The organism is Paenibacillus protaetiae (genome assembly GCF_004135365.1).
Taxonomy (GTDB): Bacteria; Bacillota; Bacilli; order Paenibacillales; family Paenibacillaceae; genus Paenibacillus_AP; species Paenibacillus_AP protaetiae.
Genome location: NZ_CP035492.1, coordinates 1,519,940 through 1,537,566, shown reverse-complemented (window position 1 = coordinate 1,537,566; position 17,627 = coordinate 1,519,940). Strand labels below are relative to the sequence as shown.

The window sequence follows — 17,627 nt, the reverse complement described above, 5'->3', positions numbered from 1 at the left end:
GATATGAAGCAGGCGTTGACTAAAATTATGGGCAATCACGATTTAACGCGGGAGGAAGCGCGCTCTGTCATGGATATCATCATGTCCGGAGAAGCAACCTCATCCCAAATTGCAGGCGTAGCAACCGCTCTTCGTATGAAAGGCGAAACGAAGGATGAAATTACCGGCTTCGCGGAAGCGATGCGTTCGTTCTCGAGCCAGTTGAACACGAATCGGGAAGGGCTGCTTGATACTTGCGGCACCGGCGGATCCGGCATCCATAAATTCAATATATCAACAAGCTCGGCGATTATAGCCGCAGCGGCAGGCATTCGGGTTGCCAAGCACGGCAACCGCGCGATGTCCGGCAAAGCGGGCAGCGCAGATGTACTGGAAGCGCTTGGCGTCAATATTAACCTGACGCCTGAACAAGGGGCGGCATGCCTGGATCAGGCGGGCATTTGCTTTATGTTCGCACAGCTGTACCATCCTTCACTGAAGCATGCAGCTGCTCCCCGCCGCGAACTTGGCGTGCGCACGATTTTTAACATTTTGGGTCCGCTTGCGAATCCGGCCGGCGCTGACCGCCAGTTGGTCGGGCTGTACGATCGTTCGCAGACAGAGCTTGTGGCCGGTGTGCTGGGCGAGCTTGGGTTAAAACGGGCGCTTGTTGTCGGAAGTTATGACGGATTGGATGAAATCAGCATTTCCGAACCGACGAGAGTATCGGAGTTGCTGGACGGCCAGGTCCGCACGTACGATTTGTCGCCGGAGGAAATCGGCCTGAAGCGGTATCCGTTAAGCGACGTCATTGGCGGAGATGCTTCAACCAATGCCGCGATTATCCGCTCCATCTTTAGCGGCAACGAGCGCGGCGCATACCGCGAGATCGTGTTGGCGAATGCCGCTGCATGCATATTTGTCGGAGGCGCGGCGTCGTCTCTGAAAGAAGGAGTTCGGGTCGCTGCGGAAATCATTGACTCCGGCGCCGCACAGCGGAAACTGGAGACGCTTATTCAAACGACAGGAGAGTTGGCTCATGTTTCTAAATAAAATCGTAGCAACCAAACAGCAAGAAGTTGAAGCGCTGGCCGCATCGTTTTCACTGGCGGATGCTGAGCGCCGAATCGCCGGCATGCCTGCATGCCGCGGTTTCGAACGGGCGCTTACAGCAGGCCGCAAACGTTCGATGGGGCTGATTGCGGAAGTGAAGAAGGCTTCGCCTTCCAAAGGGCTGATTCGCGAGGACTTTCATCCGGCGCTGCTTGCGGCGACTTACGAGCAGGCAGGAGCGGACTGCATTTCGGTATTGACGGACCGGGATTATTTTCAAGGCTGCAACGAATTTCTGACGACTGTTAAGCAGACGGTTCATGTGCCGCTGCTGCGCAAAGATTTTATTATTGATTACCGGCAGGTCTATGAAGCGCGCCTGATCGGCGCCGATGCGGTGCTGCTTATAGCGGCGATTCTAACGCAGCAGCAGCTTTCCGAGCTGTACAGTACGGCGAAATCGCTTGGGCTGGATGTGCTCGTAGAGGTTCACGACGAAGCCGAAATGAACTCGGTGCTGGAACTTGGCCAAGCATCGCTTATCGGCATCAACAACCGTAATTTGCATACGTTTGTGACGGATCTGACAACGACGGAAACGTTAATCGGTCTTGCTCCGAAAGAAGTTACGGTCATTAGCGAAAGCGGCATAGCGGGTCCGGACGATCTCGCTTATTTGGCCGGAGCAGGCGCGCAAGGCGTGCTGATCGGCGAATATTTTATGCGCCAGCAGGATGTTGGCCGGGCGGTGCTGGACTTGATGGGGGAAGTGGCGGTACGATGAATGCACCCCGAATCAAAATTTGCGGGTTGAAAGACAAGGAAACGATCCGTTCCATGAACGGGCTGCCGTTCCATGAAATCGGTTTTGTGTTTGCGCCAAGCAAACGCCAGGTCAGTCCGGAAACAGCAGCAGGCCTCATTCATGAAGCCAAGCAGCTGGCAGCGGCGAACGGCGCCGCGCCGCGGACGGTAGGCGTATTTGTGAACGCCGGCCTTGAGGAGCTGCGCAGCGCGCTGGCAGCCGCGCCGCTTGATGTAGTGCAGCTGCATGGAGCAGAATCGCCGGAGTTTTGCCGCGAAGCCCGTGAGCAGCTGAGCGTTGCCGTATGGAAAGTATTTTCCGTAGGCGATGGAAGCGAGACGCCGGAGCAGCGATTTGCCCCGTTCAAAGGAGCGGTGGACGCCGTGCTGATTGATACAGCCGGCGGCGGGACAGGCGTTCCGTTTGACTGGCGGCAAATTGACGCATACAAACAAGCAGCCGCTGCCATTGGCGTGCCGCTATACGTCGCCGGCGGCCTTCATCCGGATAATGTCCGGGAACTTATGGAGCAATATGCGCCGGGCGGCGTAGACGTATCCAGCGGCGTAGAATCGGACGGACATAAAGACATCGACAAAATACGATTATTTGTGCAAAGGGTGGTTAATTCATGAATACTGTGCCAGATATCAACGGCCGTTTCGGCAAATTTGGCGGACGTTACGTGCCTGAAACGTTAATGAACGCGCTCTTGGAGCTGGAAGAAGCCTATAAGCATTATTCGCAAGACCCGGAGTTTCAGGAAGAGCTTCGTTATTTGCTCCATAAATATTCCGGACGTCCGACATCGCTGTATTACGCCGAGCGTCTCAGCGAGCATTTGGGCGGCGCTAAAATTTATTTGAAACGTGAAGATTTGAACCATACCGGCGCCCACAAAATCAATAATGCGCTGGCGCAAGGGCTGCTCGCTAAACGGATGGGCAAAAAGAAAGTCATTGCCGAAACAGGCGCCGGCCAGCATGGCGTTGCGTCGGCAACGGTTGCCGCTTTGCTTGGGCTGGAATGCAAAGTGCTGATGGGCGAAGAAGATATGGCACGGCAGCAATTGAACGTGTTCCGTATGCGCCTGCTCGGAACGGAAGTAGTTCCGGTTACATCCGGCACGCGTACGCTGAAAGATGCGTGCAATGAAGCGCTTCGTTACTGGGTAAGCAATGTCAACGATACGTATTATATATTGGGCTCCGCTACCGGCCCGCATCCGTATCCAATGATGGTTCGTGATTTCCAGCGGATCATTGGGGATGAAGCCCGCCAGCAAATCATAACTGATGAAGGCCGCCTGCCGGATTACGTTGTAGCGGCTGTCGGCGGAGGAAGCAACTCGATCGGCATTTTTTATCCGTTTATTGAAGATGAAGGCGTGCGCCTGCTTGGCGTGGAGGCCGCCGGCCGCGGCGTTCATACGGAGGAGCATGCGGCAACGATGACTAAAGGGCGCGAAGGCGTATTCCAGGGCTCTTTCAGCTATGTGCTGCAGGATGAGCACGGCCAGGTGCTCCCGGCTTATTCGATATCGGCCGGCCTCGATTATCCGGGCATCGGCCCTGAACATGCTTATTTGCGGGATTCGGGAAGAGCGCAATACGTTCCGATTACGGATGCGGAGGCGCTGGAAGGGCTTCAGCTTCTATCCCGAACGGAGGGCATTATCCCGGCGCTTGAATCAGCCCATGCCATTGCGCAGACGATGAAACTGGCTCCAACGCTGGATAAAGACCAGATTATTGTCGTAAGCTTGTCCGGCCGCGGCGATAAAGACGTCGAAGCGATTATGGGTTACCTGGGAGGCGAAAACAATGAATCGCATTGATCAAACGTTTGCACGTTTGCGTGAGCTTGGCGAAACCGCCTTAATTCCTTTTGTTACGGTAGGCGACCCTGATGTCGGGTCGACCGTCGAAATTATTAAGCAGCTGGAGCAGTCCGGTGCGGACCTGGTTGAGCTTGGTGTTCCTTATTCGGATCCGCTTGCCGACGGCCCGGTTATTCAACGAGCATCCGAGCGGGCGCTCAAAAATAACATTACGATGCTGGACTGCATAGAGACAGCCGCTCAGGCGCGCCAAGCAGGCGTCCAGCTTCCTTTTATCCTGTTTACGTACTTTAATCCGGTGCTGCAATTTGGGATTGAACGTTTCTTTGAACTGATCCGTACGAAAGAAATAAGCGGCCTGATTATTCCCGACCTGCCGATCGAAGAGGATGCGGAAGTGCGGGAGCTGGCAGAAGCTTCCGGCATTTATTTGATTCCGCTGGTTGCTCCGACATCTAAGGACCGGATCAAGCGGATTGCCAGCCAGGCCAAAGGGTTTGTCTATTGCGTATCCTCGCTTGGCGTTACCGGCGTCCGCTCCGATTTCCATGCCGGCATTGACGAATTTCTCGCCACGGTCCGCGAAGCGTGTGATGTTCCGATCGCAGTTGGCTTCGGCATCTCGAGCCGCGAGCATGTGGAGCGCTTCTCCGCTTTATGCGACGGCGTTGTTGTAGGCAGCGCTATTGTGCGCCAAATTGAAGATGCGCTGCCGCTGCTGGGCGACGGGTCGAAGCGGGAAACCGGCCTTGGCCAGATCGGCGATTTCGTTAAGCAACTGAAAGGCTAATGCTGCACGTTGAGGGGCAAGCTCCTCCGGAAATTCCGGGGGAGCTTGTTTGTTATGAAATTCACTTTAAAAGCGGCAAAATATATGAGACAATGGTAAACGTGCAAGTGGAAGCTATCAAATAGAAGAGGTGAACGGCGCATGCAGCCTAAAAGCAATATCGTACATCTCCCGGTTTATCAGCCAGGTAAGCCCGTTGAGGACGTAAAGAGGGAGCTTGGATTGTCCGAAGTGATCAAGCTTGCTTCCAATGAGAATCCGTTTGGCTGCTCTGAGCAGGCCAAAGCTGCGATCGTAAACGAAGTAACCAATATTTATCCGGATGGGGCGGCTGTCGATCTGACGAACGCTTTAGCCGATTATTTAGGCGTTCAAAGCAACCAGATTGTGTTTGGAGCAGGCTCCAGCGAAATTATTTTAATGGCGGCCAGAGCTTTTTTTGTGCCGGGTGACGAGACAATTATGGCGGATGAAACATTCGCTCAATATAAACATAATGCCAAAGTGGAAAATGCCACAATTATTGAAGTTCCGCTGAAGGACGGCAAACATGATCTTCCGGCGATGCTGGCGAAGGTAACGGATCGCACCAAAATTATTTGGGTGTGCAATCCGAACAATCCAACCGGCACGATTGTTGGCCGCGAGGAGCTGGTTCAATTTTTGGATCAAGTGCCGGAGCATGTGCTTGTTGTGCTGGATGAGGCGTATTGCGAGTTTTTGGACAATCCTGATTTTCCGGATGGCATTGAGCTGCTGCCGAACTACCGCAATTTGCTTGTGCTTCGCACCTTCTCGAAAATATACGGCCTTGCAGCGCTGCGCATCGGCTATGGCGTTGGCCATCCTGATGTGATCCGTTATATTAATCAGGTGCGCGAGCCGTTTAATACAAGCCGTGCCGCTCAAGCTGCGGCAAAAGCAGCAGTAGCCGACCAGGCATTTATTGATTTTTGCCGGACCGAAAATAATAAAGGGATTGCTTATTTGAGCGAACAGTTCGACAGGCTTGGCTTATCTTATTTCCCGGCACACGGCAACTTTATTATGGTCGATACGGGCCTTCCGTCGCCTCAAGTCTTTGATGCTTTGCTGCGGAAGGGCGTTATCGTACGTCCGGGCTGGGCTTGTTACCCGACGTACATTCGCGTCTCGATTGGCAAAGAGGAAGAAAACCGCAAGTTTTTGAATGCGTTCGAGCAAGTTTTGCAAGAAGCGGCGGTGCACGGATAACGATATGACAAAAATAGCGATTTTTGGAGTTGGCCTTATCGGCGGCTCATTGGCTTTAAGCTTTAAAGGCAAGCCGGGCATTACCGTGGTCGGCCACTCCAACCGGCCTGAATCGGTCGAGAAGTATGTGCAGAGAGGGGTTGTTGATGAAGCGACGACCTCGATGCGCGAAGCGGCGGAAGGCGCCGACTTTATATTCCTGTGCGTTCCGGTCGGCAAACTGGCGGACTATGTTCAGGAGATCAGCCGCTTTCATCTAAAACCGGGCTGTATTATAACCGATGTCGGCAGCACAAAAGCATCGGTAGCGGCATGCGCCAAGTCCATTGATTTGAACGGTGCTGTGTTTATCGGCGGCCATCCGATGGCAGGATCGGAACGGTCCGGCGTTGAAGCGGCATCCAGCTATTTGTTCGAGAATGCCTTTTATGTGCTGACGCCGGACAGCTCGACACCGCAAGATGCGGTGGACCGGCTGAAGGAGCTGCTTGTTTATACGAAGGCGCATATCGTTGTAGTGGATGCGGTGTCCCATGATCAAATTGTTGGCGCAATCAGCCACCTGCCGCATATGATCGCGGTGGCGCTTGTGAATCAGATCCGCGGGTATAACGAAACCAATCCGCTGTATGAATCGCTTGCGGCCGGCGGGTTCCGCGATATAACGCGAATTGCCGCCAGCGATCCGGTTGTATGGCGCGATATTCTCATTAACAACCGTTCCGTATTGCTGAAGCTGCTGCAGGATTGGAACGCAGAGACGGCCCGGTTCATGCATATGCTGGAGACGGAGGACGGCGAAGCGATCCAACAGGCGTTCCTGGAAGCGGGACGGTTCCGTTCCCGGATGCCCGAGCGGCGCAAAGGCGTTATTCATTCTACATACGACTGTTATGTAGATGTTCCGGATCATCCCGGCATTATCGGTAAAATTACGACAGAGCTTGGCAACAACAGCATTAACCTGAGCAATATTCAAATTATTGAAAGCCGGGAGGATGTGCCGGGCGTGCTTCGTTTATCGTTCCGTAACCAGGAGCAGCTGGATCAGGCGATGGAGCAGCTGGCCGCATCCGGTTATACCATCCATTTATAGGTTTGAAAAAAAGGACAATTCGCCTCGCAGCCGGATTGTCCTTTTTTAGCAAAACAACAATAAAACGCTTACAAAAAAGTTCAATAAAAATGTAAACGCTTATTGACAGAATGGAAGCGTATACATATAATAAAAGTACAGTATGGTTTCTCTCCACTCCTATCCAAATTCTTCGCACTTTGTGCGGACCACCTTCTTGTGAGGGTGGTTCTTTTTTTGCTCAAAAAAATTTTCTCATAATTCCGTACGCATTTCACTTGCTATGTTAAAATGACTTGAGCGAACATTGATGTAAATATATGGATTTTTATATCCCATTGTCGATTTAAGAAGGAATATAGGACTCGTGCTCGAATTTTATATCTACACGAAAATGATCTTCATTTATTAAGGCCAACGACCGCAACTTTTCCTTTCTGGCAAGGTACAATTATACATAGCCGGATCGGGGTAATTCGCAGGTGGAGGAGGTTCGCCTGTTCTATGACTGATTCCGAGCTCATTCGTGAAATCAAAGATGGTAACGCCGAACTGTACTCTGAACTGATGACTCGTTACCAGCGTAAAATATTAGCTTTTATCTATCATATGCTGAAAAGCGCCAAGCTCGAGCTGCTGGCGGAAGACTTATGTTCGGAAACTTTTTATAAAGCATATAAAAGCTTGCATTCCTTTCGGGAAATGGACGCTACGTTTGCGACGTGGCTTTATACCATTGCACGCAATACGGTGTTAAGCGAGCTGCGCAAGCAGAAAATGGCCCATGTATCGCTTGATGAGACGGGAAGTCCTGTGGCTTCGCCCGACCACGCGCCGGAACAAATGGCATTACGCAAGGAAAGAATGGCCATGGTAAGGGACGCCATTAACAATTTGCCGGAAAAACAACGCTCGGCGCTTATTCTTCGGGAATATGACCAACTGGACTATCAAGAAATTGCCAATATATTGGGACAAACGGTCAGTTCTGTCAAGTCGCTTTTATTCCGGGCCAGAGCTAGTGTGAAAAGCCAGCTTGAGCCTTATTTTGGAGAAACGGCTGTGATAGAGGAATACGAAGGGATGAAGACGCGATGAAATGCGAGGACGCTCAAGATAACTTCTGTGAATATTGGGATATGGCGGAGGACAGCGACATTCGGCGGGAAGTCGATGATCATCTTCTGAACTGCGGCAGCTGTGCCGAGCAATTTCGGTTATGGGAAGAAAGCGGCCAGCTGATTCAGAGCCTTTCTTTTGAAGAAGAGATCATTGGTCCGGTTGATCATATTAATAAAGGCGTCATGGAACGGATTTATTCAGAGCAGGCATGGCTGCGGCCCGTAGCGCATAAAAGCTATCAGTTTACGCGCTCATTCCGGCGGAATATCGCCATTGTAACGGCTTGTTTTATGGCGATGTTTTCAAGTGCGCTGCTCTATTTTCTTTTTCACGGCAGCCCGTCTTCTTCAGGCGCTTCTTCGGAGAAAGTCAAACAGCTGACGGGATTGATCGAGACCGCCAATGCATCCAGCGACAGCATGCCGATTACCGCGCATTTCATATCCGAGGTTCCGATGGCAAGCGTCAGCGACCCGTTTGTATTGAAGGTCGTGCCGGCCTACCCGCAATATTGGGTGGCGCTGTCAATTCTCGGCATTATTATGACGCTGCTTGTTCTGAACTGGATATCGAGAACGAGAAATTAAAGAGGGGAATCGGGACATTGATTATCGGATTTGTACGCCACGGCAAAACAGATTGGAATGCGCTTGGCAAAATTCAAGGCCAGACCGATATTCCGCTTAACGATGAAGGAATTGCCCAAGCGGAGCTGCTGGCTGCGCGGCTTTCAGATGAATGGGACGCTGTTATTTCCAGCGACTTGCAGCGGGCTTGCCAGACGGCAGCGATTATAGCTGGCCGGACGGGGATTCCTTTGCTGAAGCCGGACGCCCGACTGAGAGAACGCCACTACGGGCTAGTCGAAGGAACAACGGAAGAAGAGCGTCTTGCCCGCTGGGGAGCGGACTGGCGTATGCAAAATATCGGTAAGGAGCCGGACGAAAGTGTGCGGAACCGCGGGCTGTCGTTTTTGGAAGACTATGCTGCGGCTAACCCCGGCACCCGTCTTCTGATCGTATCTCACGGCAGTTTTTTAAGTGAAATCTTTAAGGCGCTTTGTTCTCAAATAGAAGATGTGCATCTAGGTAATTTGTCATATTCCATATTTGAACAAGAAAGCGGAGCTTGGAAACCGCTGCTTTATAATTGCACCAAACATTTGCAGGCATGAGCTGATTTGCCCTCTCCGGGCGGTCAGCTCTTTTTTATTTTGCAGCAAGAAGGTTACGAAGTTGAGCCGCTTGATGTTATAAAATCCGCATATTTTCCCATAATGGTAGTACATTGCCGCTTTCAGCAGTCGAAAGGGATGAACAGGAGCGGAGCGGAAAGGAGAGTGCCCCTTGAATTTGGCGGATATGCTTGGATACGCAGATATTAAGCAGCTGAGCCGGATTGCTGAGGTTTATCAATGCGAGTGCAACGGCCACTCCAAAAACGAGTTGATTCAATCCATTCTCTCGACCGTGAGCCGCAAAGAGGTATTTGATACCAAGGTCGTGGGCTTAAAGCTTGAAGATTTGCGTTTTTTAAATTTGCTGCTGTTTGAATCGAGAGAAAGCTTTAGCCTGGAAGAACTGATGGCGAGAGCGCAGCAAAGCTATTTCGGGATAACGGATCAGCAGCAGCCCGAGCAAGCCGCCCCACAGGCCAAAACGAAACGGACACGAAAAAAAACGGCTGAAGTGCAGCCGGAGTCCGGCCCGCGTGAAATGATTAACCGTTTCAAGCATCAGGGCTGGCTGTTTAACGGCTTTAGCGGTCCCGGCAAATATTTGTTCCAAGTACCGGTTGATTTGAAAACACGCTTCCGTGAAACGCTGAAGCGCAGATTTGCAGAGGAGCTGGTTTATACCAGCGATCCGCAGGTGTACCGGGACGAGCAGGAGCTGCTGCAAAATGATATTAACGCCCTGCTTCATTATGTTTACCATAATGAAGTACAGCTCTCCGCAGACGGTTCTATGTATAAGCGTTTCATTAACCAGCTGCTGGAGAGGATGTCCATCCGCGAAGAGCTGCCTGCCAAAGGAGCTTGGCGATTTGGCTACGGCCGTCATTTTAACACGTATCCAAGCCGTCTCTGCTTCTTGTATGACTATTGCCGCCATGCCAAATATATTCAAGAAAACGGGGTGAACCTTACGGTTACTCCTGCCGGGGAGGAGCGATTGGCATCCAAACCTCCCGGCGAGCTGCTTCATCTGTATAAACATTGGCTTAAACTGTATAAAGGGCCAATCCCGAATCTTCTGCCGCTAGTCCATTGGATGAATCATCTGGCGGAGCAGTGGGTAACAACGGATTCTCTGCGGAAGGTGCTTATTCCGCTGATCAAACCTTATTATTATGACAGCGCGGAGACGATTATGGAGCAGAGGCTGATTATGATGATGGTGCATCTTGGTTTAGTCAGAATTGGCGAGCACGATACGTATGGGACTGTCGTCCGGATGACGAAAGCCGGCGCGGCGATTGTATCGGGTGTTATTCCGGACTTCAGCACCAAGAAAATCAGCTATTAATGCCGGATAATAAGAAAGAGTAGACGATCAGCATCCAAGCGCGGGAAGAGCCGCATAGGCGGATGAACTTACATACATGACATGGGTTGAATAAGATGGAACAAGCGATTCGAAAGCGGAACAAATGAAGGTCTAAAACGCCGGTTGATAGGGGGAGGTATCCATTGGATAAAATGAAAGTAACCTATGAAGCGATGCTGTCATTAGCTGCCGAGATGATACTGGATGACGCGATTCTGAAATATCGTACCGATAAAATCTACCTGGCCATTGATCACGCGCTTGCCTCCGGCGACGAGGATACGTTCTACCGTTTGACGAAGCAGCTGAACGAGATCAAACATTAATGTCAAAGGCTTGAACGCCCAAAGCGTCGAAGGAAACGGATAAAAACAAAAGAACTTCTGCGGAAGACAGGAGGGAGCCCCCTTCAGCCTGCTGTAGAAGTTCTTTTTTTTCATCGTATGAAGATACAAGCACACATGCTTGATATTCAACCATTATCCAATGATTTCGCTATATTGGCAAAATCATCAAAAGATTGTAATATAGGACACAGTTCGCAGCAAAGAAAGGTCAGGTGCAGAGGTGAAATTCAGTGAGATTGAAGAAAGCAAATGGAACGAGCTGGAGCCTTATTTGGACACATGCCTGCTGCCGGTAACTGGAATGACCGGCTTAGAGCGGCCGTACGAAGCAACCCAGGAATTGGAACGGCTTCGGGATATTATGGATTTGGTTGAAGTTCCGTTTAAAGGGCGAATCGTGACCTACCCGGCATGCCATTACGGAGGCGAGGAAATAACCAATTTGGTGAACAAGCTGTGCGGATCGTTAAAAACGGCCGGCTTTAAGTTCGTCATTGTAATTACCGCCAAGCCGTTGTCCCGGCCTGTGCCGGAACATGCCGATTTGGTCATTGCCGCCGCCGATAACGGCAAGCTGCCTGATGCTGCGGAAGTATCGCAGGCGATCCGGGAGTTGTGGAATTCCGGCATGGATCAGGAAGCGATTTAAAGGAATCAGCTGCATAATTAAAGGTGTCATTGGGGATAACAATTGGAAGACAAGTGTAATTGTGACAAAATCTTGACCAATTGAGAAAACGCTTTTTTTACAGGTATTCAAAGATACTTCCATATATTGACGCTAAATGTCAGCTAGGATATTATAGGAAATGTCCTAGTTCGTCATGTGTATTGCCCCGTGGCAAGACACGATATATGGTTGGCAAAGGGGGTAGAACAGAAGATGAGTAACCACGAACATCAAGAATCCGCACATCGACCGGTTCAGCGCAAAGAGATGTCCCGGCGTCAATTTTTGTCATATACGCTTGGAGGCACAACCGCATTTATGGTAGGCGGTGCTGTACTGCCCATGGTCCGGTTCGCGGTTGACCCGCTGTTGGAAAAAAAGAGTGCGAGTACTTTTGTGAAAGTAGTGGAAGAATCGAAAATCACTTCCGAACCGCAAGTGTTTCATTTTAAGGTTCACCAAGTAGACGGCTGGTATGAAAGCGATGCGCAATTGTCGGCGTACATAACTAAAGGGGATAATGGTATATTTGCCCTTTCTCCTGTTTGCAAACATTTAGGCTGCACGATCGCGTGGAACACCCTCGGCAAACATGAATATAACTGCCCATGCCACGGCGCACGTTATACGGTCGACGGCAAGAACTTGGCTGTTGCACCAAAACCGCTTGACGAATATGAAGTAAAAATTGAAAACGGCTTTGTATATTTGGGTTCGATTAAATCGAATACTCGGGTTTAGATAGGAGGGCGTAGCTCAGATGTTTAAATCAATTTACAACTGGGTGGACGAGCGTCTCGATATTACGCCGCTGTGGAGAGATGTTGCAGACCATGAAGTGCCAGAGCACGTCAATCCTGCGCATCACTTTTCCGCGTTTGTATATTGCTTTGGCGGCTTGACGTTTTTTATAACCGTCATACAAATTTTGTCGGGGATGTTCTTGACCATGTATTACGTGCCTGACATTAATAACGCATATGCAAGTGTTGACTACCTTCAACATAAGGTGGCGTTCGGGGGAATTGTCCGGGGCATGCACCATTTTGGAGCGAGCCTTGTTATCGTGATGATGTTTTTACATACGCTGCGTGTGTTCTTTACCGGCTCTTACAAAGCGCCGCGCGAAATGAACTGGGTTGTAGGCATGCTCATCTTTTTCATTATGCTTGGACTAGGTTTTACAGGTTATCTGCTTCCTTGGGATAACAAAGCCTATTTTGCAACCAAGGTTGGCGTGCAGATTGCTGAATCGGTACCGTATATCGGTCCATATATCGGGACATTTCTGTATGGCGGCGATATTACCGGTGCTCAAACCTTAACCCGCTTCTTTGCGATTCACGTGTTCTTCCTTCCGGGAGCCCTAATCGCTATGTTGGCTGCGCACTTCCTGATGATTCGTAGACAAGGCATTTCGGGACCACTTTAAGCGAAGGGAGGATTACCTGTGGCACATGGACATAAATCAGACGAGAAGGTTGTATACGTCGGAGATTCGCGTGTCAAAAAAGGCAAAGGGCTGCAGACGCCGCCTGACTACACTGCTTTCCCCGGGAAGTCGGAAGCGTTTATTCCAAACTTCCTGCTGAAGGAATGGATGGTTGGCTGCGTAGTGCTGGTCGGCTTTCTTGTATGGACGATGGCTGAGGGAGCACCTCTCGGTTATCCCGCCGATCCGACGAATGCGTCTTTTATACCGATGCCGGACTGGTACTTCCTGTTCCTGTATCAGTTTTTGAAATATCCTTATGTATCTGAACAATACATTGTATTAGGTACGGTAGCCGTGCCGGCCATCTTGTTTGGTTCCCTGTTGCTTGCGCCGTTTCTGGATACGGGCAAAGAGCGCCGGTTTTACCGCCGTCCGATAGCATCCTCGCTAATGTTTCTGTCCTTGATCGCTGTCGTTTATTTGACGATGGTATCCTGGCACCATTACCAAGGTCAGCTGGAGGCAACGAATACCCGGCCGGAATCGGTGGAACGCGAAGAGAAAGCTAGAGAAGCGGCCGAGAAAGGGCAGCCTGCTCCAAGCGTCAATAAAGGAACAACGGAAGAGAAAAAAGCAGCAATTGTGGATCCGAACGATCCGGCAATGGCAATTGTGAAAAAGGCAAACTGTGTCAGCTGCCATGCGACGGACTTGAACGGAACACCTCCGGTAGTTCCGGCTCTGACCGGAGTTGGCGACCGGCTGACGCAAGAGCAGATTGCAACGACAATTACGAATGGCCGAGGCGGAATGCCGTCATTTAAAGGCCAACTGTCAGATGCTGAGATCGCACAGCTTGCAACCTGGCTGTCGAAGCAAAAGGCAGCAACTGAATAAATGTAACGGAACCTGTCCCGACAAAGGCCAGGTTCTTTTTATTCACAGATGCTGGCAGGTTTCATACGATGCGGAGCCGGGCATCAGCTTGACAAGCGGGCTGAATTCGTATGTACTGAAGAAGAGAACTTATCGAAGGAGAAGAGGATTTTGCCACCAATCTCATATTTTTGGAGCCGCCACTTTTTGTTGAACCGGGGTTTTTTATGGCTGTTATTGTTAGTGAATTTAGGGGGTACGATATACGGCTATATTTGGTACGGCAATCAGCTCGAATTTACTTTGGAAGAAAATCCGCTTTGGCAGCTTGTATTTGTTCCTGACAGCCCGACAGCAAGTTTGTTTTTTACGTTATCGCTTATTTATTTGCTCTATCCTTCCGCTGCGGTCAGCCCGCTTGCTCTGGCAATACGAAAGCTGATAGAAGGACTAGCTATCGTTTGTTCGGTCAAATACGGCGTATGGGCCGTCTCGATGATTGTAGCAGGTGCATGGCAAGGCGCAGAAGTTGAATGGCAGCAGTACATGCTGTGTGTTTCGCATTTGGCTATGGCGATTGAAGTGCTTCTGTATGCGCGGTTTATGAAGGCGGGAGCTTATGCGGTTACGATCGGAACAGCGTGGCTGTTTATTAACGATACGGTAGACTATACATACGGCGTGTTCCCATGGCTGGCCGAGCAGCTTTACGATGATCTCCCTGCGGTGCAAGCTTACACATACGGGCTTACTGTATTTGCTTTTGCAGCTGGCATGATAGCGGTTGGCGTGAGAATGGCTAAAGAAAGAAGAAAAGCATCGTAAGCTTTAAAATAAATAACAACCTGGATTGAAAGGTCTAACAAAGGACATCCCTTCATAGAGTGACTATGGGGGATGTCCATGTTTAAACGAGTAATTGTGCCAGCAATCATTTGTGTTGTACTAACTATTAGCTCTGTTGCATCGGTTTGGGCTCATGCAGCCGGCACAGGCCGCACCGCCTCTGAAGATGCAGCGTCGGACAAGTTCGCCAGACTGGCGGACGCCTTGTATGATGCAGCCAAACAATCCAACCGGCAAGCCGGTTATATCAATATTCAGCAGTTGCAAAATATGGCTGTTAGCTTAAAAACAAATCATCCGGGACAATCCGACGGCTGGAATCTAATTGAACAAAGCGCGGCTGACATTAAAAAAACGCTTGCCGGAAACAGCGCTAGCACCGATTGGCTGACAGATGCCGCCCGCATTCAGCTTGCAGGAGACGCGCTAATCCATCCGGAAGCCCCGCTATGGTACTCGTATGAAGCGGTTATGCGGGACGATCTTGACCGCGTCAAAAAAGCCTGGAGCCGCAATGACGGCGCCGGTGCCTTGTCGGCAAGAGGCGCTATAGATTCGTTTGCGGTGCATTTAGATCGAATTGAAGCGGCGGCGAGCTTGCAGCAGGATCCGGAAAAAATTGCTGATCTAAAGCGGCGTCTTGCTTACACGACAACATTGCTGGATGCCGGAATAGGCAACCATGCGTCGCCGGAATGGATAGGGCGTTCCATTGACGAGCTGTCCGTCTCCTTAACGGGCTTGTTCGAAGGAACGGCAGCCGCGGAGCCGCTCCCTGCTATTGCACCGCTTCACACCGGCAATCCGATCAGCTGGATTTTGCTGCTGGGCGCTTTTATTATGGGAGTGCTTGCGTTTGCCGGTTACCGCAAATATAAGCAGCAGCCTTACGGTATCAAGCCGTTTCGCTGACCGTTATGTTTCGGAGAAACCTTCGCCCAGCACATCATGCACTTCGCTTATGACAATAAAAGCACGGGGATCGATACTGCGTATAATCGATTTCATTCGGCGGATTTCCTGCCTTTGAATGACGCAGTAGACGATCTCCTTTTCATTGCCGGAGAAAGCTCCTTTTGCCGGCAGCAGCGTTACGCCCCGTTCCATATCCTCGGTCACTTTGGCGGCTATTTCCCGTCCTGCATTCGTAATAACTGTAAACGCTTTGGCCGAATAAGCCCCCTCTTGAATGAAGTCGATCAGCTTCGATGCGATAAAGACGGTAACTAGCGTATACAGCACTTTTTCAATCGGAATAAAAAACAGGGCCAGCCCGATAATGATGCCGTCCATCGCCAAAATAAACTGCCCCATGCTTATCCCTTTCCATCTGGAAACAATTCGCGCAATAATATCGACCCCGCCAGTCGTGCCGCCAAAACGGAATACGATGCCAAGCCCTGAGCCCAGAGACACGCCCGCATATAAAGAAGCAAGAATATAATCCTGGGTTGTGTGAAAGGTGGTAATCCAGCCTTTTCCGATCATTCGCTCCATTATCCATAAAAAAAAGGACAACGAGATCGTGCCAACGAGTGTGTACGCCATATCCTGCCGGCCGAGCATTTTCCAGCCGACGACAAAAAGCGGAATGTTCAGCAGCAGCGTCGTAATCGACAGGGGCCAGCCAAACGCATAATGAAGCAATATTGTAATGCCAGTTACGCCGCCCTCCATCAGTTGGTTTGGGAGAACAAAATAATGGAGCCCGAAAGCGTATATGCATGTGCCCAGCAGGATCGGAAGCAAACTGCGGGCTTGTTTTACAATGGAAGATGCCATGGGCTGATCTCCTTATGGATAGATTGAATAGTCCCTTTGCCACAATCGGGCCTTATTCTATAGCGTATCCAGCTTTGGGAAAAAACATTGTTTTCAAAGCGCCTTTGCGATAACATATGAATGAATACGCTGTGAACAACAATAAACAGGAGTTTACACTTTGCGACAAACACGATTTGCGCTAACGCGACAAACAGGATTTGCGCTAACGCGACAAACACGTTGCGTTATAGAGACAATTCGGGTTTGCGCTTCAGTTACTCTCCATTACATAGAGGAAAGGGACCTACTTTTAATGGCGGATAAATCACTTAAAGAGATACAAAAAGAAGTTGACGACTATATCTCCCAGTTTAAGGAAGGTTATTTCAGTCCTCTAGCGCTCATGGCCCGCATGAGTGAAGAGGTCGGCGAGCTCGCTCGCGAAATTAACCACTTTTACGGAGAAAAACCAAAAAAAGCGGATGAGGCGGATAATTCCGTTGAAATGGAACTCGGCGACATTTTGTTCCTGCTCTCTTGCTTTGCGAATTCGCTGGGCATTGATTTGACGGAAGCTCACGATAAAGTGATGCATAAATTTAATACCCGCGATGCAAACCGCTGGACAAGAAAAAACATCGAACCGTAAAACACGCCTCGTCATATGCTGTACCATCAACCTGTGTACAAGGAGGATGGGCGCATGGACGGGGAAGCCTGCATTCGAAAGGCTTACGACTATATATTGAACGCTGATTTTGAAAAAGCGATTTATTGGTTCGAGCAAGCGATCGCGGCCGAGCCGGGCAACGCCGGTTATTGCCACAGATGCGCAGTTTCCTGCGCCCGCAGCGGCAAATGGGAGAAAGCCAAAACATATGCGGCAAGAGCGGTAGAGCTTGAACCCAATAACGAAGAGTATCTTTATTATTGGAGTACAATTGAAGCAAAGCTCTCTGTTATGGAGGCGGATAAGCGCTTAAACAAGCAGCCGCCTGATCTGGATGGGGCTGTTATGCTGCTCAAGCTGGCGTCGGAGCGGGATCCGATCAGCTTCGAAGCCTGGTATATGCTTGCTTTAGCTTATTCGGAGCAAGGCCGGCTGGAGGAAGCGGCAGCAAGCGCGAGGGAAGCGTTGCGTCTCGATTACGGGCACTCCGCGGCTCGCAGGCTGTTTGCGGATTTGAAGCGGAAGCTGCGGCAGCAGGCGAAGAATGAACAACTTGGAAAAGGGAAAAGGTGA

Annotated in this window: 21 protein-coding genes; 20 read left to right on the top strand and 1 reads right to left on the bottom strand. The window is 50.4% G+C overall.

What is annotated here, in order from left to right; translation table 11 throughout:
- The first annotated feature begins 3 nt into the window (after positions 1 to 3).
- The 18 genes from trpD to ET464_RS06765 all read left to right on the top strand — a co-directional run bounded on the left by trpD (position 4) and on the right by ET464_RS06765 (position 15,532).
- On the top strand, positions 4 to 1,032 hold the full coding sequence (gene trpD / locus ET464_RS06850) for an anthranilate phosphoribosyltransferase (RefSeq protein ID WP_425271759.1): 1,029 nt from the start codon (positions 4 to 6) through the stop codon (positions 1,030 to 1,032).
- Complete coding sequence (gene trpC, locus ET464_RS06845) at positions 1,019 to 1,816, top strand: indole-3-glycerol phosphate synthase TrpC (RefSeq protein ID WP_129439450.1); 798 nt, start codon at positions 1,019 to 1,021, stop codon at positions 1,814 to 1,816. Before trpD ends, trpC begins: the two co-directional genes overlap by 14 nt.
- Positions 1,813 to 2,472 carry a phosphoribosylanthranilate isomerase gene (locus tag ET464_RS06840; protein WP_129439448.1) on the top strand — a complete coding sequence of 220 codons (660 nt, stop codon included), beginning with the start codon at positions 1,813 to 1,815 and terminating at the stop codon, positions 2,470 to 2,472. Before trpC ends, ET464_RS06840 begins: the two co-directional genes overlap by 4 nt.
- Positions 2,469 to 3,674: a tryptophan synthase subunit beta gene (gene trpB, locus ET464_RS06835; RefSeq protein WP_129439446.1), complete on the top strand. Its 1,206-nt coding sequence runs from the start codon at positions 2,469 to 2,471 to the stop codon at positions 3,672 to 3,674. The genes ET464_RS06840 and trpB overlap by 4 nt, the downstream gene beginning before the upstream one ends.
- A complete protein-coding gene (trpA, locus tag ET464_RS06830) occupies positions 3,661 to 4,467 on the top strand; it encodes a tryptophan synthase subunit alpha (RefSeq protein ID WP_129439444.1) in 807 nt (268 codons plus the stop codon). Before trpB ends, trpA begins: the two co-directional genes overlap by 14 nt.
- 141 nt (positions 4,468 to 4,608) lie before the next feature.
- Positions 4,609 to 5,700: a histidinol-phosphate transaminase gene (gene hisC / locus ET464_RS06825; RefSeq protein ID WP_129439442.1), complete on the top strand. Its 1,092-nt coding sequence runs from the start codon at positions 4,609 to 4,611 to the stop codon at positions 5,698 to 5,700.
- Positions 5,701 to 5,704: 4 nt separating this feature from the next.
- Positions 5,705 to 6,796 (top strand): prephenate dehydrogenase, encoded by a 1,092-nt coding sequence (locus ET464_RS06820; protein WP_129439440.1) that lies wholly within the window; start codon positions 5,705 to 5,707, stop codon positions 6,794 to 6,796.
- A gap of 483 nt (positions 6,797 to 7,279) precedes the next feature.
- Entirely contained in the window at positions 7,280 to 7,873 is a 594-nt protein-coding gene (locus ET464_RS06815; protein WP_129439438.1) for an RNA polymerase sigma factor, read from the top strand.
- Positions 7,870 to 8,484, top strand: coding sequence for an anti-sigma factor family protein (locus ET464_RS06810; RefSeq protein ID WP_129439436.1), 615 nt, complete (start codon positions 7,870 to 7,872; stop codon positions 8,482 to 8,484). The genes ET464_RS06815 and ET464_RS06810 overlap by 4 nt, the downstream gene beginning before the upstream one ends.
- Before the next feature lie 17 nt (positions 8,485 to 8,501).
- The gene (locus ET464_RS06805; RefSeq protein WP_129439434.1) at positions 8,502 to 9,071 is read left to right on the top strand and encodes a histidine phosphatase family protein; all 570 of its coding nucleotides are present in this window, start codon (positions 8,502 to 8,504) and stop codon (positions 9,069 to 9,071) included.
- A 172-nt stretch (positions 9,072 to 9,243) separates the two neighbouring features.
- Positions 9,244 to 10,425, top strand: coding sequence for a hypothetical protein (locus tag ET464_RS06800; protein ID WP_129439431.1), 1,182 nt, complete (start codon positions 9,244 to 9,246; stop codon positions 10,423 to 10,425).
- A 164-nt stretch (positions 10,426 to 10,589) separates the two neighbouring features.
- Positions 10,590 to 10,772 carry an IDEAL domain-containing protein gene (locus ET464_RS06795; RefSeq protein WP_129439429.1) on the top strand — a complete coding sequence of 61 codons (183 nt, stop codon included), beginning with the start codon at positions 10,590 to 10,592 and terminating at the stop codon, positions 10,770 to 10,772.
- Positions 10,773 to 11,013: 241 nt separating this feature from the next.
- Positions 11,014 to 11,442: a DUF2487 family protein gene (locus ET464_RS06790; RefSeq protein ID WP_129439427.1), complete on the top strand. Its 429-nt coding sequence runs from the start codon at positions 11,014 to 11,016 to the stop codon at positions 11,440 to 11,442.
- Positions 11,443 to 11,676: 234 nt separating this feature from the next.
- Entirely contained in the window at positions 11,677 to 12,204 is a 528-nt protein-coding gene (locus ET464_RS06785) for a Rieske (2Fe-2S) protein (RefSeq protein ID WP_129439425.1), read from the top strand.
- A 19-nt stretch (positions 12,205 to 12,223) separates the two neighbouring features.
- On the top strand, positions 12,224 to 12,895 hold the full coding sequence (qcrB, locus tag ET464_RS06780) for a menaquinol-cytochrome c reductase cytochrome b subunit (RefSeq protein WP_129439423.1): 672 nt from the start codon (positions 12,224 to 12,226) through the stop codon (positions 12,893 to 12,895).
- An 18-nt stretch (positions 12,896 to 12,913) separates the two neighbouring features.
- Positions 12,914 to 13,795, top strand: coding sequence for a menaquinol-cytochrome c reductase cytochrome b/c subunit (locus ET464_RS06775; RefSeq protein WP_129439421.1), 882 nt, complete (start codon positions 12,914 to 12,916; stop codon positions 13,793 to 13,795).
- A 150-nt stretch (positions 13,796 to 13,945) separates the two neighbouring features.
- Positions 13,946 to 14,599 carry a DUF1405 domain-containing protein gene (locus tag ET464_RS06770; protein WP_425271747.1) on the top strand — a complete coding sequence of 218 codons (654 nt, stop codon included), beginning with the start codon at positions 13,946 to 13,948 and terminating at the stop codon, positions 14,597 to 14,599.
- Positions 14,600 to 14,677: 78 nt separating this feature from the next.
- Complete coding sequence (locus ET464_RS06765) at positions 14,678 to 15,532, top strand: sporulation protein YpjB (protein WP_165279934.1); 855 nt, start codon at positions 14,678 to 14,680, stop codon at positions 15,530 to 15,532.
- A gap of 3 nt (positions 15,533 to 15,535) precedes the next feature.
- On the opposite strand, the gene ET464_RS06760 is transcribed toward ET464_RS06765, so the two are convergent.
- Positions 15,536 to 16,402: a YitT family protein gene (locus ET464_RS06760; RefSeq protein WP_129439415.1), complete on the bottom strand. Its 867-nt coding sequence runs from the start codon at positions 16,400 to 16,402 to the stop codon at positions 15,536 to 15,538.
- Positions 16,403 to 16,697: 295 nt separating this feature from the next.
- Between ET464_RS06760 and ET464_RS06755 the strand changes: the two genes are divergently transcribed.
- Positions 16,698 to 17,033 (top strand): nucleotide pyrophosphohydrolase, encoded by a 336-nt coding sequence (locus ET464_RS06755; RefSeq protein WP_129444161.1) that lies wholly within the window; start codon positions 16,698 to 16,700, stop codon positions 17,031 to 17,033.
- Positions 17,034 to 17,087: 54 nt separating this feature from the next.
- Positions 17,088 to 17,627, top strand: coding sequence for a tetratricopeptide repeat protein (locus tag ET464_RS06750; protein ID WP_165279933.1), 540 nt, complete (start codon positions 17,088 to 17,090; stop codon positions 17,625 to 17,627).

Bases quoted from the DNA above. Each gene is read 5' to 3' on its own strand.
- trpD (WP_425271759.1), top strand. From the start codon at position 4: ATGAAGCAGGCGTTGACTAAAATTATGGGCAATCACGATTTAACGCGG.
- trpC (WP_129439450.1), top strand. From the start codon at position 1,019: ATGTTTCTAAATAAAATCGTAGCAACCAAACAGCAAGAAGTTGAAGCG.
- ET464_RS06840 (WP_129439448.1), top strand. From the start codon at position 1,813: ATGAATGCACCCCGAATCAAAATTTGCGGGTTGAAAGACAAGGAAACG.
- trpB (WP_129439446.1), top strand. From the start codon at position 2,469: ATGAATACTGTGCCAGATATCAACGGCCGTTTCGGCAAATTTGGCGGA.
- trpA (WP_129439444.1), top strand. From the start codon at position 3,661: ATGAATCGCATTGATCAAACGTTTGCACGTTTGCGTGAGCTTGGCGAA.
- hisC (WP_129439442.1), top strand. From the start codon at position 4,609: ATGCAGCCTAAAAGCAATATCGTACATCTCCCGGTTTATCAGCCAGGT.
- ET464_RS06820 (WP_129439440.1), top strand. From the start codon at position 5,705: ATGACAAAAATAGCGATTTTTGGAGTTGGCCTTATCGGCGGCTCATTG.
- ET464_RS06815 (WP_129439438.1), top strand. From the start codon at position 7,280: ATGACTGATTCCGAGCTCATTCGTGAAATCAAAGATGGTAACGCCGAA.
- ET464_RS06810 (WP_129439436.1), top strand. From the start codon at position 7,870: ATGAAATGCGAGGACGCTCAAGATAACTTCTGTGAATATTGGGATATG.
- ET464_RS06785 (WP_129439425.1), top strand. From the start codon at position 11,677: ATGAGTAACCACGAACATCAAGAATCCGCACATCGACCGGTTCAGCGC.
- qcrB (WP_129439423.1), top strand. From the start codon at position 12,224: ATGTTTAAATCAATTTACAACTGGGTGGACGAGCGTCTCGATATTACG.
- ET464_RS06765 (WP_165279934.1), top strand. From the start codon at position 14,678: ATGTTTAAACGAGTAATTGTGCCAGCAATCATTTGTGTTGTACTAACT.
- ET464_RS06760 (WP_129439415.1), bottom strand. From the start codon at position 16,402: ATGGCATCTTCCATTGTAAAACAAGCCCGCAGTTTGCTTCCGATCCTG.
- ET464_RS06755 (WP_129444161.1), top strand. From the start codon at position 16,698: ATGGCGGATAAATCACTTAAAGAGATACAAAAAGAAGTTGACGACTAT.
- ET464_RS06750 (WP_165279933.1), top strand. From the start codon at position 17,088: ATGGACGGGGAAGCCTGCATTCGAAAGGCTTACGACTATATATTGAAC.